The organism is Streptosporangium sp. NPDC002607 (assembly GCF_053592655.1).
The window spans coordinates 52,196-67,442 of record NZ_JBSFWD010000021.1 but is presented as its reverse complement, the minus strand read 5'-3'; the positions used below and the strand labels follow the sequence as shown (position 1 = coordinate 67,442).

The 15,247-nt window shown below is 68.7% G+C and carries 17 protein-coding genes; 12 read left to right on the top strand and 5 right to left on the bottom strand.

The features are described from left to right. Positions 1-173 precede the first annotated feature (173 nt). From ACWD3H_RS23740 to ACWD3H_RS23715, 6 genes are all read left to right on the top strand, one after another. Positions 174-2,390: a beta-galactosidase gene (locus ACWD3H_RS23740; RefSeq protein ID WP_451956507.1), complete on the top strand. Its 2,217-nt coding sequence runs from the start codon at positions 174-176 to the stop codon at positions 2,388-2,390. Positions 2,391-2,511: 121 nt separating this feature from the next. Then, the gene (locus ACWD3H_RS23735) at positions 2,512-2,634 is read left to right on the top strand and encodes a hypothetical protein (protein ID WP_451956506.1); all 123 of its coding nucleotides are present in this window, start codon (positions 2,512-2,514) and stop codon (positions 2,632-2,634) included. 287 nt (positions 2,635-2,921) lie between these two features. Then, complete coding sequence (locus tag ACWD3H_RS23730) at positions 2,922-3,437, top strand: SigE family RNA polymerase sigma factor (protein WP_355555539.1); 516 nt, start codon at positions 2,922-2,924, stop codon at positions 3,435-3,437. After that, positions 3,434-4,570, top strand: a complete 1,137-nt coding sequence (locus ACWD3H_RS23725; RefSeq protein ID WP_451956505.1) for a hypothetical protein — start codon at positions 3,434-3,436, stop codon at positions 4,568-4,570. The genes ACWD3H_RS23730 and ACWD3H_RS23725 overlap by 4 nt, the downstream gene beginning before the upstream one ends. Before the next feature lie 413 nt (positions 4,571-4,983). Continuing rightward, positions 4,984-5,202 (top strand): hypothetical protein, encoded by a 219-nt coding sequence (locus ACWD3H_RS23720; RefSeq protein ID WP_451956504.1) that lies wholly within the window; start codon positions 4,984-4,986, stop codon positions 5,200-5,202. Positions 5,203-5,282: 80 nt separating this feature from the next. Next, positions 5,283-6,329: a hypothetical protein gene (locus ACWD3H_RS23715; protein WP_451956503.1), complete on the top strand. Its 1,047-nt coding sequence runs from the start codon at positions 5,283-5,285 to the stop codon at positions 6,327-6,329. Between the two features lie 502 nt (positions 6,330-6,831). Here the strand turns inward: ACWD3H_RS23715 and ACWD3H_RS23710 are convergent. The 4 genes from ACWD3H_RS23710 to ACWD3H_RS23695 form a co-directional block, all read right to left on the bottom strand. Next, positions 6,832-7,248, bottom strand: coding sequence for a hypothetical protein (locus ACWD3H_RS23710; RefSeq protein ID WP_451956502.1), 417 nt, complete (start codon positions 7,246-7,248; stop codon positions 6,832-6,834). Continuing rightward, a complete protein-coding gene (locus ACWD3H_RS23705; RefSeq protein WP_350962954.1) occupies positions 7,245-7,490 on the bottom strand; it encodes a hypothetical protein in 246 nt (81 codons plus the stop codon). The genes ACWD3H_RS23710 and ACWD3H_RS23705 overlap by 4 nt, the downstream gene beginning before the upstream one ends. Before the next feature lie 360 nt (positions 7,491-7,850). Next, a complete protein-coding gene (locus tag ACWD3H_RS23700) occupies positions 7,851-8,159 on the bottom strand; it encodes a 4a-hydroxytetrahydrobiopterin dehydratase (RefSeq protein WP_451956501.1) in 309 nt (102 codons plus the stop codon). A 162-nt stretch (positions 8,160-8,321) separates the two neighbouring features. Next, positions 8,322-9,581, bottom strand: a complete 1,260-nt coding sequence (locus tag ACWD3H_RS23695; protein ID WP_451956500.1) for a helix-turn-helix domain-containing protein — start codon at positions 9,579-9,581, stop codon at positions 8,322-8,324. 246 nt (positions 9,582-9,827) lie between these two features. Between ACWD3H_RS23695 and ACWD3H_RS23690 the strand changes: the two genes are divergently transcribed. From ACWD3H_RS23690 to ACWD3H_RS23670, 5 genes are all read left to right on the top strand, one after another. Beyond that, positions 9,828-10,583 carry a hypothetical protein gene (locus tag ACWD3H_RS23690; protein ID WP_451956499.1) on the top strand — a complete coding sequence of 252 codons (756 nt, stop codon included), beginning with the start codon at positions 9,828-9,830 and terminating at the stop codon, positions 10,581-10,583. Continuing rightward, on the top strand, positions 10,580-10,999 hold the full coding sequence (locus ACWD3H_RS23685; RefSeq protein ID WP_451956498.1) for a hypothetical protein: 420 nt from the start codon (positions 10,580-10,582) through the stop codon (positions 10,997-10,999). The genes ACWD3H_RS23690 and ACWD3H_RS23685 overlap by 4 nt, the downstream gene beginning before the upstream one ends. Continuing rightward, the gene (locus ACWD3H_RS23680; RefSeq protein ID WP_451956497.1) at positions 10,983-11,303 is read left to right on the top strand and encodes a hypothetical protein; all 321 of its coding nucleotides are present in this window, start codon (positions 10,983-10,985) and stop codon (positions 11,301-11,303) included. Before ACWD3H_RS23685 ends, ACWD3H_RS23680 begins: the two co-directional genes overlap by 17 nt. After that, positions 11,300-11,629 carry a hypothetical protein gene (locus ACWD3H_RS23675; RefSeq protein ID WP_451956496.1) on the top strand — a complete coding sequence of 110 codons (330 nt, stop codon included), beginning with the start codon at positions 11,300-11,302 and terminating at the stop codon, positions 11,627-11,629. The genes ACWD3H_RS23680 and ACWD3H_RS23675 overlap by 4 nt, the downstream gene beginning before the upstream one ends. Positions 11,630-11,971: 342 nt before the next feature. Further along, on the top strand, positions 11,972-12,694 hold the full coding sequence (locus ACWD3H_RS23670) for a phytanoyl-CoA dioxygenase family protein (protein WP_451956495.1): 723 nt from the start codon (positions 11,972-11,974) through the stop codon (positions 12,692-12,694). A 311-nt stretch (positions 12,695-13,005) separates the two neighbouring features. Here ACWD3H_RS23670 and ACWD3H_RS23665 read toward each other — a convergent pair whose 3' ends face one another. Beyond that, positions 13,006-14,070, bottom strand: coding sequence for a histone deacetylase family protein (locus tag ACWD3H_RS23665; RefSeq protein WP_451956494.1), 1,065 nt, complete (start codon positions 14,068-14,070; stop codon positions 13,006-13,008). Between the two features lie 34 nt (positions 14,071-14,104). Between ACWD3H_RS23665 and ACWD3H_RS23660 the strand changes: the two genes are divergently transcribed. Continuing rightward, positions 14,105-15,175: a P1 family peptidase gene (locus ACWD3H_RS23660; RefSeq protein ID WP_451956493.1), complete on the top strand. Its 1,071-nt coding sequence runs from the start codon at positions 14,105-14,107 to the stop codon at positions 15,173-15,175. The last annotated feature ends 72 nt before the right edge of the window (positions 15,176-15,247 follow it).

Sequence of the window (15,247 nt, the reverse complement as noted above, 5' to 3'; positions counted from 1 at the left end):
CGCGCGGCTCGCGAGGATCGAGCGTGAAACGGGCTCGACCCACCGACGGCCCACAGAAGCCCGGCAGGGAGGCATACGGCTCGCGCCCATCGGCGGCCCACGACCACGGCTTGAGTCAGGCTCCCCACCTGTGGATAATTAGTTTAGATTCCATCCAAATAAGGGAGTAGCCGGTGGACTGGCCCCGAGGGTTCGGCGGGCTGTGTTACGGCGGGGACTACAACCCCGAGCAGTGGCCGGAGGAGGTCTGGAGGGAGGACGTCGAGCTGATGCGGCGGGCCGGGGTCAACCTGGTCAGCGTCGGGGTCTTCTCCTGGGCACGGCTGGAGCCCGCACCCGGCGTGCACGACTTCGGCTGGCTCGACCGCGTCCTCGACCTGCTGCACACCGGCGGGATCGGGGTCAACCTGGCCACCCCGACCGCCTCACCGCCCCCCTGGTTCGGCCTCGCCCACCCCGACGCCCGCACCGTCACCCCCGGCGGCACCCGGCTCACCCACGGCAGCCGCGACACCTACTGCGTGCACTCCCCCGCCTACCGCGCCGCCTGCGCCGGGATCGCCCGTACGCTCGCCGAGCGCTACCGCGACCACCCGGCGCTTGCCATGTGGCACGTGCACAACGAGTACGGCACCACCTGCCACTGCGACCACGCCGCCGCCGCCTTCAGGATCTGGCTCCAGGCGCGGCACAGCACCCTGGAGGCGCTGAACGACGCCTGGACCACCTCGTTCTGGAGCCAGCACTACTCCGCCTGGGAGCAGATCACCCCGCCCCGCGCCACCCAGTACCTGCCCAACCCCGCCCAGGTCCTGGACTTCCGGCGGTTCGTCTCCGACGCGATGCTCGACCACTTCCGCGAGCAGAAGGCTGTGCTGCGCGAGCTCACCCCGGACGTCCCGATCACCACGAACTTCGTCCTCGGCGACTGGGTCCCGGTGAACCAGCGGCACTGGGCGGCCGAGGTCGACCTGGTGGCCATCGACCACTACCCCTCCGCCGACCCACCTGCCGAGACCGCCTTCGCCGCCGACCTGGCCCGCGGCTGGGCCTCGACTCCGGCACACGGTTCGACCGGTCCGACGCATGACTCAGCCACCGACCCGGCGCACGGCTCAGCCGATCCGACACACAGCTCGGCCGACGACCCGGCGCACGGCTCGGCCTCGCATCCAGCGCACAGCTCAGCCGATCCGACGCGCGACTCGGCCGACGACCCGGCACATCGCCCGGCCACCGGGAAGCCCTGGCTGCTGATGGAGCAGGCGGTGGTCACCTACACCGGCGCCCGGATGCTCGCCAAGCGGCCCGGTGAGATCACCAGGCTGAGCCTGTCGCACATCGCGCGGGGCTCGCGGGGGGCGATGTTCTTCCAGTGGCGGGCCTCCCGGGGCGGCGCCGAACTCTGGCACGCGGGCATGGTGCCGCACGCCGGACCGGACTCCCGGATCTTCCGCGAGGTCTGCGACCTGGGCGCGCTGCTGCCCACCCTGGAGGACGCCTGCGCGGCCCCCGTCGAGGCCGGGGCCGCGATCCTCTGGGACGTCGAGGCGAACTGGGCGCTCCAGGCCCCCGGCCTGCCCTCCACCGAGCTGAACTACACCGAGGCCGTACGCCAGGCGCACCGGGTGCTCTACCGGCACGGCGTCACCGCCGACCTCGTCCACCCCTCCGCCGACCTGTCGGCGTACCCGCTCGTGCTCGTTCCGAGCCTCTACCTCATCTGTGACGCCGACGCCGAGAACCTGCGCCGCTACGTCGCGAGCGGCGGCACCCTGGTGGTCTCCTACCTCAGCGGCGTCGCCGACGAGCACGCCCGCGTCCGCCTCGGCGGCTACCCCGGCGCCCTCCGCGACCTCCTCGGCATCAGAGTCGAGGAGTTCCACCCCCTCCCCCCGGACGTCACCCTCACCCTGTCCGCCCCGCCCCCGAACGGATCCGGCCTGCGCCCGGCCGATCCCGTACCCACCGAGGCCAGAACCTCGGCGCGCATCCCCGACCAGGCCGAACCCCCCACGCGGTCCCACCCCGGAGCCGGCGCCTTCGACCAAGCGGAGACCGGCACCTTCTGGAGCGAGCACGTGCACCTGGAGGGCGCCGAGGCCCTGGCCGTCTACACCGGCCCGCACACCCTGGGCACCCCCCTCTCCGGCCAACCCGCCATCACCCGCCACCCGTACGGCTCCGGCACCGCCCTCTACATCTCCACCCGCCTGACCGACGCCGCCTACGCCCGCCTGCTGGGCCTGTCCCCCGCCCCCGTGGAACTCGTCCGACGCGGCGACTGGCTCTTCGCCATCAACCACGGCGACGAGGAACACGAGGTGGAGGGCCTACGCCTACCTCCCGGCGGTTTCGCCGTGAGGACACGCACCGACCTGGAGTCCTGACGTACGCGAACCGCGCGGCGTCCGGCTGAGGACTCCCGTGTCGAACCACGGGCAACGTCCCGGACCGCCCAACCGTATGAGGCCGGACGGACAACGAGCCGGAGACCTCCGCGGTTCCGCCGTGCTCCTGCGTCACCCGGCCGCCGAGGGGCTCGTGTCCCTGCGCACCACGTCCACCGACACCGTCGGCAACACCGTCGAACAGACCGTGATCCGCGCCTACCGAATCACCCCGCGAAACTGATCTGAGGTCACCCGGCCCGGCTGAGCGACCTGCCCTCAGCCGGGCCGTACGACACACCGGCCGAGGAATACACCGGGCCTTCCTTGCCGGAGACGGCCGGAGACGGCCGGAGACGGCCGGAGACGGCCGGAGACGGCCGGAGACGGCCGGAGACGGCCGGAGACGGCCGGAGACGGCCGGAGACGCGACCCGGCAGGACACTCGATCGGCACCTACGCCGCCGTGGATTCCTGAACTTTCCGGCGCTCGCTTCCAACCCTCGACCCCTCGGCGGAGTTGTTTAGTGCATGGACCGCTACGAGGGGTTCCAGGAATTCGTGTATGCCCGCCAGCAGTCGCTGATGCGGACCGCATACCTGCTCACTGGAGATGCCCACCTTGCCGAAGACCTGTTACAGACGGTCCTCACCAGGGTCGCCTTCCGCTGGCCCAGGATCGCCAGAAACGGCAATGTCGAGGCTTATACCCGCAAGGCGCTGATCAATCAGCACCTGTCATGGCGCAGACGGAAAACCGTTGAATTGCCGAGCGCCACACTGCCCGAACACGGCCGGTCGCACGACGAGTCGACCGTACGCCGCCTGGCCCTGCGTCAGGCACTCGGCAGGCTGACCCCGCGCCAGCGGGCAGTGCTCGTCCTGCGCTTCTTCGAGGATCGCACCGAACACGAGACCGCCCAGCTCATGGGCTGCTCGCTCGGCACGGTCAAGAGCCAGACACACCACGCTCTGTCGCGCCTGCGCGTCCTGGCCCCCGAACTAGCCGACCTGCTCGCCGACGTACCGACGGAGGTGCACCGATGAACCTGCTCCGCGACGAACTACACCGGATCGCCAACGAAGCCCCCCAGATCGATCTGGCCGAACGTGCCCTCAAGGGTGCCAAGCACAGGCGCGCCATCACCCTGGCACTGGCTGTGGCCACCGCCGTGGCGGTGCTGACGGGCGGTATGGTCACCGTGGTCAACGGCGGTCTACGCGACGAAAGACCCATCGTGCTGACGCCTGTCCCCGAGGTCGCCCCCACGTTGCCGAAGAAGGACGTCGGACCGCTGGCCCGCGCCTACACCTACTTCTGCCCGCCTCCCACGATCGACGATACGGACTGTGCCGGCGGCCAATGGCGGGTGGTCACCACCTCCGGAGTGACCTACGAGCTCACCGCCGCCCTGGGCCTTGAGAACACGAACAAGAAGGTCCTGCTCGGCCCGGTGGCGATCACACAGAACGGCCGGCGGATCGCCTACTACAGCGAGAAGCAGCAGACCTTCGAGGTACGCGACCTGCGGAGCGGCCGAATCTGGAAGGCGCCGCTCACGATCTCCAAGAACGGGCTCGCCGGTGAGAACTTTCTACGCCTGTCTCCCAACGGCCTGCACCTGATCTATACGAACTTTGGCGGCAGATCCAAGCCGTACAGCGTCCTGATCGACATGGCGGAAGGCAAGACGACCGCGTTGAACGGCGACTGGTTCCCGGTGAGCGTCGGCGACGGCGGCAGCCCGATCACGCTGGTGAGGCCGTACGACAGAACCACCCGGATCCGGGTCCTGGGCAACGAGCCGATCACCATCAAGGACTTCACCTACCGCTTCAGCGCCCTCGGCCCGGACGGGCGCACCCTGGCCAGAATCGGCTCGACCCGGGGCCGCGATGCCAAACCGACGCCCGAGCGCCTTCGGACGATCGTCACGATCGATGCCATCAGCGGTCGCGAAAACCCCGAGGTGCCGGTCCAGGGCATTCTGGAAGAGCTGATTCCCTCCCACCTGGGCGGCTGGGTGAGCGACACCGAGGTGACTCTGCTCGCCGTACCCGAATTCCCCGGCTCAGGCACGCCAACGCTGTACGCGCTGGACGTCCACACCGGCAAGACCAGACAGCTGCGAACATTCGACTCCGAAATCACCGGTGTCCTGCCGGGACTGGTCGGCTAAACCACATCGAGGGGGCCGGGGACGGCCCCGGTCATCCACCACCGCTGACCTAGGTACACCGCTCCGGCCGCGCGCCGACCTGACAGGCGGCCCCTACGATCACATTGCGATCCTCACCGGCCCCGAAAGGTCGGTGCTGGTTTGACGCCGACAAACTTGAGCACAAAGCTCGCGTTGCGATCCTCACCGACCCCGGAGGGACGGTGCTGGCACGGCGATGTTCAACCGTTGAACCTCTTGGTGCGGTTGGGCTTCAAGCCCTTGGGCCTGCGCCCGCCTTATGAGCGAGGTTGACGACGGCGGTCACCTTGATGCCGAACCGCCCAGCGATCGAAGCGGGCGGCTCGTCCGTCCTGCGGGGGGACCTCAGGTCGACTCAGACGAGGTGTCCGTCCTGTGGTGGGAACCTCACCGTGAACGGAACGCCTTCAGGTCCGAACTGGAAGGCAGGGCAGCTGCTCAATCGTTTCTATCGGGAAGACAGAATGCTGGACGAGGACGTCTTCTTCAATAGATTCGTCGGCGACAACGCGCAGACCGGCGCTCCGCAGCCGCTGCCGAAGATGAAGGATCTCTGCTGGCCGGGAAACATCAACAGGCTGTCCCCGTATTATCTCGGCACTGACAAGTGACCGTACGCCGCCGTGGAGACGCTTCCGTCTCCACGGCGGCTTCCGTTCGACCCCTCAACGACGTGTAACAGGAAACGCAGATGAGTTTTCGCGAAGCCGTGAACCACTACATCGGCCTCATTCAGTCGACCCCCCTGATCGAGGAGGGGCTGAGCTGGACCGTCGTCCGGCCGCTCGGAGAGTCCCTGTCTCTTCCATCCGTGGCCTCACGGCTGATCGGCGGCGGGCGCCCCACCCTGGTGGAGTCCAGCGAGGAATTCGACGAAGAGGCCGAAGCCGTTGAAGGCACGGCCGTCTACCTGGACGAATTCGGCGACTCGATCGGGCTGTACGAACCCGGCGGTTTCAGCTACGCCGCAGCGGTGCCCGTCCTGGAATGGCTCAGCGAGGACGCGCAGGTGTGGCACGTCTCGTGGAACCTCACGGGTAGGAGATTCCTGGAGTACGCGGCCAACGGCCGACGGCTCGCCGTGATCCCCGGATTCGATCCGCGTGCGCTGCACGGCGAGGCCCCCGCGACGCTACAGGATGCGGCGGCGGCGCTGGAAAGCGTGGCCGGCGAGACCTGGATTACGCAAAAGGCGGCCGTCTTGGCGGTCATCGAGGCGCGTACGGGAGCACGTCTGTCACACGGCTGGTTCGACGAGCCCCGTCAGGTGGCCCTGGTCGATCTGCCGTTCAGTGAGGAGACCACCCCTATCGGCCTCTGGCACCATGAACCGGAACTCGACGCGCGACTCCGTCTGATGCCGGAGGAGGACCGCCGGGCGGTCCTCCTCCGGCTGATCGACGTCCTGATCGAACGTTTCGACCTTGACCTGGCCTTCATCGCCCCCGCCGTACGAGCGGCGCACAAGGGGCTGCCCATCGACGCCGGCCTGCTGGAGGAGGTGAAAGCGGAATGGGAGAATCTCGGCCGGCAGTGGACCGGGGCGTTCTATGCCGTCCGGGAGAACGATGAGCCCGGCTGGCGGCGCTGGGTCGCGGCGAACGCGATCCGCCACAGTCTGCGATCACTCAACGAGGGCGCATCCTTCTTCGACGGGCTCACTTACGCCAAGTTCGCCTTGTCGGAGGAGTGGCCTGCCACCACAGACCGGATCCTGGCCGCGACGCACCTCCCGTAAGCACTCCTCCTTGAGCCCGTCAACGGCCAGGCGGGGGCGGACGGCCCGCGCGGTCACGGGGACGCGGCGGGCCGTGGGGTCACAGGGACGCCGATCCCGGCATAGGGGCCAGGTCCTCGACCACGTACTCCCGGATCCGCCATCCGCCATCCTCGGCGACCCCACCTCCCGTGCCGCCGCGCCCCCAACTCCCCGCAGGCGGTGACGCACAACCAGGGACCGCCCGCGGGGCAGACACGACCGCACGACCCCCTCCCCGGAAAGAGGTGTTGCGTCCTCATCGACCCCGGAGGGACGGTGCTGGTCTCCCGGTCGAGCGCGTGCCCTGGACGGTGCGACGCAGGAAGACCTCCGTGCTCGCGTCGAGGTCGGGCCACTCGTTGACATGCCGCTCCCATCCTTCGTCCTCCAGGCGGTCGGCTCGTCCGTCTGGTAAGCGTCCAGGAGTTCCCGGCGCTGCTCGTCAGTCCGCTTGGTTTCGGCACGGGCGCCTCCAATCGGACTACATGTCGTCGGAGATCTCGATCACTTGCAGGTGCTCCTCGATGTGGCGTTGCGGCTCCTCCCACCGGGAGGCGTCGAGGGTGAGGATTGCACCGATCCGAGCGAGGGCTTCGGTGGCGGCCTGAGCGTCCCAGACATCCAGGCCGGTCCTGCTGGTCACGTCGGCCAGGGCGATGCTCTCCTCAGGCCCGTCGAGGGAGGCAACGGTGACACCTGCCATCAGGGACAGGCCGCGCAGTGCGTCGGCTGCCTCAGCCGACTTGTTGTCGAGCATGACCCCGGTGATGGCCAACGCGGGGATGATCATCGGCTGTTCGCCGGCGTCGAATATCTGGATGAGGTTGATCAGCGCGGTATCGCCACGGGTGAGTTCGCCGAGGACGGTCTTGTCGAGGATGAGCGGAGGGATGATCACCCGAGTTTCGCCCTGACGTTGGCGGCCATGCGTTCGGCGCGGGCGACGGCGTCAGGGTCTGCCTGCGCTTTGGTGACGAGTCCACCCCAGGTGGCGCGGGCGCGTCGTTCGCTGCGGACGCGCGCCGCGATGGCCTCGTTGACGTAGGCGGACAGGGAGCGGGCGTCACCGCCTTCTACCTGCTGTTCGGCGTAGTCGATCAGGTCGGTGTCCACCGTGACGGTGACGGCTCGTTTCCTCATACTCGGATCATATAATCGACATAAGATAACTGGCCGGGGAACGAGCCAAAAGGGCGCGGACCGTGTGGTCCGCACCCGCGGTGTCTTCGTCGTGCTACAGCTCCAGGACCCCGTCTCGCAACCGCCATCCTTCGGCGGCCGGTAGATGATCGCCTTCGGGCTCGCACCCGTGGGGGCACGCCAGGCCCTGTCTCCTGATCAACGACAGTGATTTTTTCAGCGTGCCAGTGTCTCCCGAATCCACTCGCTCAGGCCAGCCCTCACAGGTTCGCGCCGTGCCGCGATCTCCACGTGCAGCTCGCGGAGTTGGAGGCGTACTCGGTCGGACTGGACTTGACCGGCCGTGCTCCGGCCGCGTGTTCAAACCGCTTCGGCGTCGTGGCCGGCGGCGATCACATCAATGTGATGGGCTAGTTCGAAATCCTTAGCCGTGAGGCGGTTTCCGGCGTCGTGAGTGGTGATCGCGAATCGGATCCGCTGCCAGGTGATGTGAATGTCAGGGTGATGGCCGACCTCGCGAGCCTTGGCCGCGACATACATGGCCAGATGCACGCACTCATGATAGTCGTGCTTGAACGTCCGGGTTATGGCCTGCTCCTCACGTTCCCATCCCGGTAGCTCCGCCAGATGGGCGATGATCTGCTCTTCGGACAGCGAGTGAGGGGTCATCGGCGCCTCCGCGTTGCGGTCAGTTGAACTGAGAAAAGATCTCTGCCAGTCGATATACCTGCCCAGACGGTCGCATGGCGAGGGAATTCCTTAGTTGATGCGGGAGAAACGGTGCCTGCCAGTCGGACGTTGATCGGCAATGTTTGAGTGCAATTGCGGTGGTCAGGCTGACCGATCTCCTGCCGTCAGCGCGTGTAGTTCGCGGGCAGCGGGCAAACTCCGAGCCCCCTCGGGCAGTGCGGTCACGATCTCTCGCACGATCTTGCGCCGGGCGGCTGTAACCGGAAGAGATGCCGTGATGTCGAGAGCATGACCGAGCCCTTCGGTCACATCTCGATCTTGGACCAGTCCCCATGCCTGGAGGAGGCCGATGTTGGCCCTTCCTCCGGCCTTCTCGCGCGGGCACGCTGCGAGTGCCTGCGCCAGTATGGGCATTGCCGCCTTGCCGTCCCCCAGCATGGTGAGTACGAAAGCCTCGGCGTACTGGACCCCCTCCGGGGGCATGCCCCACACAGAGATGTGGTCGCTGGTCACGAGGGCGGGAAGACGCTCGTAGACACCTCTGAAATCGTTGAGGACCTCGTGAGCGAGGTCTGTCCGTGTATCTGTGGCGAGGATGCGGCTACGGGTTTTCAGCGCTTCGGCCAAGCCGAGGCATGGACGGCCATTGGCAAGATGTACGGCCTCCTCGATCAGGGTGTCCGTAGCGGGTCCAAGGCGACGTAGATAGAACGATTGGGAGGCTTCGCTGGCACGGACCCAGACCCGCAGATCGAGGTCACCCGAGGCGTCGGCGGCCAAGCGAGCCGCACGCCATGAACGCCAGCACGCGCGAGGGCTGGAGCTTTCGGCCAGGTCGAGTGCCATGAACGCCGCCAGGTGAGCGTAGACGCGCAGCAACGTGGCCCGGTCGGTCAGGGGCTGGGAGTGCGTCAGGGCTTGGTCCAGGTCGCGGATGTCACCCGCCAGGTCAGCGATCCTGGCACCTGGTGGTTCGGTCCACACACTCTGCGCGTAATCCCACGCGATCTGCTCCCAGTCGTTCACGCTGTCATCGGCCGCCTGACCCGTGATCCGCCCCAGGCCCGCGTGAAGAGCATCTACGGCGGAAGCGGGGATGCCGACCCCGGCACCCATCATCGTCAAAAGCTGGAGAAGAGTACGACGCTCCACATCATCCTCATTACGCACTGAGGGCTTTGTATCGAGCTTACTTCCCCGGAACCGGTCGATTTCCATAATGAGGGCGTGGAGCGCCACAAGCTGCCCATTAGCCCCTAATGCCATATCAATCGCCCGGACACTGGCGGCGTCCGGGCGCGATGCGGCCCGTTCCCATGCAGAGATCATCGTGTGGTCCACGTGGACTATTTCGGCGAGGTCACGCTGCGACAAATGGGCATTATCCCGCCATTGGCGCATGGTGGCACCAAGCAAGTGCCACGGGGAATCGGCTGGATTAACCGGTTGGGGCGTACGCGGCATGCCGTACTCCAAGGTTGGGGGACGTTGGGGGATATACGTCATCCCCCTACGAACCTCTTGGATATCTCGTTTGGTCGATCCCACTATTACATCGACGCGGCAACGAGCCCCGTGAAATGACGGACCCGCCACCGGTAGCCGACACCGGGACGGGCCCTTGATCAGGAAAGGAGTCCTGACCTGATGCATAACCCTAGTGCTCCGGTTCTCGACCGGGCTATGGCGAGCCGCTGCGGCTGTTTCGCTGAAAGTCCGCCGCTGCCGATGGGGTGCGCCGTCTGCGGGCACGCACCGTACGCGCATGGCTGCCCCGACCAGGCCGCCGACCACGAGTACACGCAACCGTCCGGCGAGCTGATGGCCGAGCGCCTCGATGTGCGCCGCCGACTCGGCCTGGGCCGTACCCTGCCGACCTTCGAGCCTGCCCGCGGGGTCACCACGCAACTCGCTCCGGTCGTGCCCGCACCCCGCCAGGCCGAGCGCGAGACTCCATCGGCCCGCACCCGGCCCGCCGGGCGTACAGACGCGCGCCGCCCGGTGATGCCCGGCGCAGGCCCCCCGCACCGACCGGTCGAGACACACGAAGATCGCGTGGCCCGCCTGGCGCTCGCCCGGGATTCGCTCACCCGGCGGCGAGCCCTGATCGCGGCACGCGCCTCCGAACACCCGCCCCAGAACGCGGGCCGCCAGCCGCAGCACCCACGACCCGCTGAACCTGCCGTCCCACCGCCGCACACCAACCCGGACCATCGCAAGCACGTCACGCCCCTGGTCCAGCGGACGCTCACTGTCCTATCGGACATCCCCGGCACCGAAGACCAGCGCCCGACCTACCAAGTTCTCCGGCCGAGGCTCACCGTCGCTCCCGGCCGGGACCGCTCACCGGACACTCCTTCGTCCTGGCGACACCACCCGTACCGCCAGAGGGTCGCGGCGTGAGCGCGAGCCCGGAGCGGGGCGACACCCCCGCGTGCAGTTGCGGTGGCCAACCTGCCTCCCCGGTGACCGCCGCGCCGCCGACCGCCGTGGAGTACGCCCAGGATCTGGCCGCCGTACTGGCCGAGGTTCACCACATCCGCGCGGACGTCCACGAACTCTCCTCCGGCAACGCCATCGTGTCCGTCCACCACGGGCTGCTGGCCTACACCGACGGTGAGCGGTTCTGGTGGACCAGTCCCGAACTCAACCGCGCCGGCAGCCCGCTGCTCAGCTCCGAGCTGACACTGCTCGCGGCTGCCGGGCAGCTCGCCGAGCACCACGCCATCCTGCGCACCAAAGACGTGGCCGATGTGCTGCGCAACGGACTGCCGCTGCTGGCCGACGTGATCCTGGCCGAGCATGTTGACCCTTGCTGACCTCGACGCGGCCCGAGCCGCCCAGCAGGTCCAACAGCACGCACCTGACTGGTTCGTCATCTGGAGCCTGCGCCACCGCCGCCTCGAAGCCTGGCAATGCGCCAACCCCAACGAGTGCCGCATCGTCTGCGCGAGCAGCGCCACCGCCCTGTGGGACCTCATGCAACAGGCAGAACTCGACCTCTGGCAGACCTCACCACCCGCCCCCGCGCCTCCCACACCCGGCGCGGCCAGCCGTCCGGACCCATCACTCTCCGCAGCCCCGGGGCCGCACCCCTCGCCGTCGGAGGGGAGCCAACCGTGATCCCTCACCCTGACATCCCGGCGGGCGAGCGGCTGAACGCCACCAGGTGGCACCCCGGCGCCGTCGCCGCCCTCAAGCACCTGCGCACCGAGCTACACACCCACCGCATCTACCCGACCATCTCCTACGACCAGGGCCGGCCCCGCCTCGTGATCAACGCCGACCTGACCGTGTGGGCCGACCAGGCGGGCACGGTCTTCTGCTGGGGCGTCTGCTTCCTCGAAGAGCCCGCAGAGCAGGCACCGACAGACGACCTACCGCAGGCCGCGCGCCGCATCGCCGGATGCCTCGGGGAGCACTACGCCGAACCGACAGACCCACCCTGAACCGCGCGGCGGCACGGCGATCCCACCTTCCGTGCCGCCGCGCCCCCGACTCCCCGCGGGCGGTGGCGCACAACCAGGGACCGCCCGCGGGGCAGACAAACCGCACGACCCTCTACCCAGAAAGATGTGTCGCGCCCCTCACCGCCCCGAAGGGCCAGTGCTGGAACACGGCCAACAACCTCCCGCGATCCTCACCGACCTCGGAGGGCCGGTGCTGGTACGGGGCAGCCGATCAAAGATCGCTTTGAGAGGGCGTTTTGAGGGGGTATGAGTGATTGATGCCTGCATATCTGTAGGAGTAGCGTCCGGAAAATCGGTGGACGGCGTCGTTATGGTGCTCGTATGGCGATGGTGGATGTTGACCGTTTTGTTGCCGAAGGGTTCGTCAAGCTGGAGGCGGCCGTACCCCGGGAGATCGGGGACGCGGCCAGGGCGCTGGTATGGCAGCAGATCGGCCTGTCGCCTGACGACCCCTCTGGCTGGCGGCAGCCCGTGGTATGGGCCGCCGACCTGACCGGCCACGGACCCTTCGGTGAGCTCGTGGGCAGTCCGCGGCTGCGTGAGGCGTTGGACGAGGTGGCCGGTCCCGGTGGGTGGGTGCCGCCTGGGGCCATCGGCAACATGCCGATCCGCTTCCCCGGTGTGGCGCCGGTCGACGATCGGGGCTGGCACATCGACGCCTCCGTGGCCCGGCCCGACGGCTCGTGGGCCGTGTCGGGACGGCCGGAGACGATGTTGCTGCTGGTGTTGCTGTCAGAGGTAGGGGACGACGACGCGCCGACCCGCATCAGGGTGGGCTCGCATCGGGACGCCGCCGGGGTGCTGGGTGAGCAGGTGCTCGACCCGTTCGAGGCCGGGCCGCTACTGGATGCGGCTTCCAAGGACAGGCCGACGGCGTACGCGACCGGGCAGCCGGGCGACATGTACCTGGTTCACCCGCTGACCGTGCACGCGGCCGACGAGCACCGGGGGACGCGACCGCGTTTCATGGCCCAGACGCCGGTGTTCCTGACCGCGCCGGTCGCGCCGGGCAAGGGTAACGCCCTGGCACGCGCCGTACTGTAGTAAGCGCCCGCATCTCAACGGGAGACGGCTTCCGTCCGTCTGAGCCTGGGTGGCGGGCGCCTACCCGCGATGGTTCGCTCGGGGCAGTGTGAACAGCCCGAGCTCGGGTTCAACGAGCACTCCCCGGCCAACCAGGCGTTCAAGCCTGGCTGGATCTCGTACGGCGCGGCGAGTGGCTGTTCGCGATCAACCACGGCGACGAGGAACAGCAGGTGGAGGCCCTGCGCCTGCCCCTGGCGGTTTCGCCGTACGGAGAACGGGCCGCGAAGGCGGTGACCCGAGACCCTGATCCGGAGGACACCCGTTCCCCGTCAGAGAGCCTCTTCCGCACCCCGCAGGGCCGCGACGGTCAGGTCCCCAAGGGAGGTCAGCTCGTACCCGCCTTCCTGGATCACCACGGTCGGGGCGAGGGCGGCGATCCGGCGGCAGGCCTGCCCGTAGCCGTCGGCGGTGACCCTGAGCGGGCTCTCCGGATCGGCGACGGCGGCGTCCAGACCGAGTGAGAGCACAAGGGCCTCGGCACGGACCTCCTCGCAGAGGGCGTCGATCGCGGCGAGCCAGCCCTCGTCACCCGTTCCCGGGGCCAGCGGCAGGTTCCGGTTGGCTCCCCGGCCCGGGCCGCCGCCCCGCTCGTCGGCGAATCCCGCGTAGTGCGGGAACCAGCCTGCCCCCGGATCGACGTGCACGGAGCCGTACCAGACGTCGGCCCTGTCGTAGAAGATCGCCTGCGTGCCGTTACCGTGGTGGGCGTCGATGTCGACGATCGCCACGCGCTCCGCGCCGGCCGCCCGCAGGGCTTCGGCGGCGATGGCGGCGTTGTTCAGGTAGCAGGATCCGCCGAACGCGTCGCGGGTCGCGTGGTGACCCGGCGGGCGGCAGAGCCCGTACGCGACGGGAGCCCCCTCGGCGACCAGGTCGGCGGCCGTGAGGGCCACGTCCACGGCCGCGCGGATCGCCGCCCAGCTGCCCGGCCCGATCAGCGTCATCGTGTCGTAGCAGTAGCGCCCCGTCCTGCCGTGCGGAGCGTTCGGCTCGCGGACCGGCAGCCCCCCGAGCATGCCCTCGGTCGGGAAGACGTAGGGGACGACACGGTCGCGACCGTACTCGGACGGGTATCCGGCCTTCTCCCACGCGGTCCAGATCGTCGCCAGGTGATCGAGCAGCTCGGGACCGTGCACCGCGCGGAGCACGGAGTCGTCGTGCGCGACGGCGGAGACGATCGGCGCACCGGCCGCGGCCAGCGCGTCCCGGATGACCACTGCCCGTTCGGGCAGCTCGGTTCCGGCGTCCTTGACACCGAGCCACACCTCGCCTGCGGGCTCGTGACGCAGGCAGGCCGGGTCCCAGACCACCGGGATTTTTAAGTTATTTGTCATAGATCATCCCTATTTGATCGGATACCATCCTGGCATGTCGCGCCTAGCTGATCTTCAAGTAGTCCTTGGCCCGTACCCGTCAGGGCGGACCGGTTCCGTGCTCGACGTGCCAGGTTGCGGGCTCGGCCATGCCACCGTCCGGCGGGACGAGGAGCCACCGCCCGTGGGGCGCGGGATCGCCAGGACCGGCGTCACGGTGCTCGACCCGGGTGGTGACCTGTTCACCTCGCCCGTGCCGATGGGCGGCGCGATCCTGAACGGAGCAGGTGAGTGCACCGGCTTCATCACGGGCCAGGAGTGGGGGCTCGCCGAGTCGCCGATCTTCCTGACCTCGACGATGCAGCTCGGCCGGGTGTATGACGCCGCCTGCGAGCTGCTCATGGAGGAGCAGCCCGCGATCGGCTCCGACGATGTGATCATTCCGATCGTCGCGGAGTGCGACGACAGCTTCCTCAACGACACCCGCCGCATGCAGGTGACCAAGGACGACGTCCGGGCCGCCCTCGCCGAGGCACGCGCCTCGGCGGGCGGCACGCGATTCGCCGAGGGTGCGGTCGGCGCGGGTACCGGGATGAGCTGCCTCGGCTACAAGGGCGGCATCGGCACGGCCTCCCGGGTGCTGCCCGACGGCCACACGGTCGGAGTCCTCACGATGACCAACTTCGGGGAACGCGGCAGGCTGACGGTCGCGGGCGTCCCCGCTGGGCGCCTGCTGCCCGACCCCACCGCGCCGGGTGAGCCGATCGCGCCGCCCGCCGGCTCGTGCATCGTGGTCGTGCTCACCGACGCGCCGCTCGACTCGGCCGCCTGCCGCAGGCTCGCCAAGCGCGCGGGACTGGGCCTGGCCCGCACCGGCAGCACCGCGCACCACGCGAGCGGCGAGATCTTCCTCGCGCTCGCCACCGGCCTGCGTGTCCCGCGCGGAACCGCGCCGGCGCACGCCCCGCTGGGTGGCAGGGCGCTCGATCCCTACTTCGCGGCAGTCGTCGACGCCACCGAGGAGGCGGTGCTCAACAGCCTGCTCCAGGCCGAGACGGTCACCGGCCGCGACGGGAACACCTCCCACGCGCTGCCCGCCGGGGAACTGGTCAAACTGCTCGGCTGAAACGGGCCGCGCGCCCGTGCCGGACCGGCGGACACCGTACCCCTGTGCCGGGCCGGCGGATCCGGCACAGGG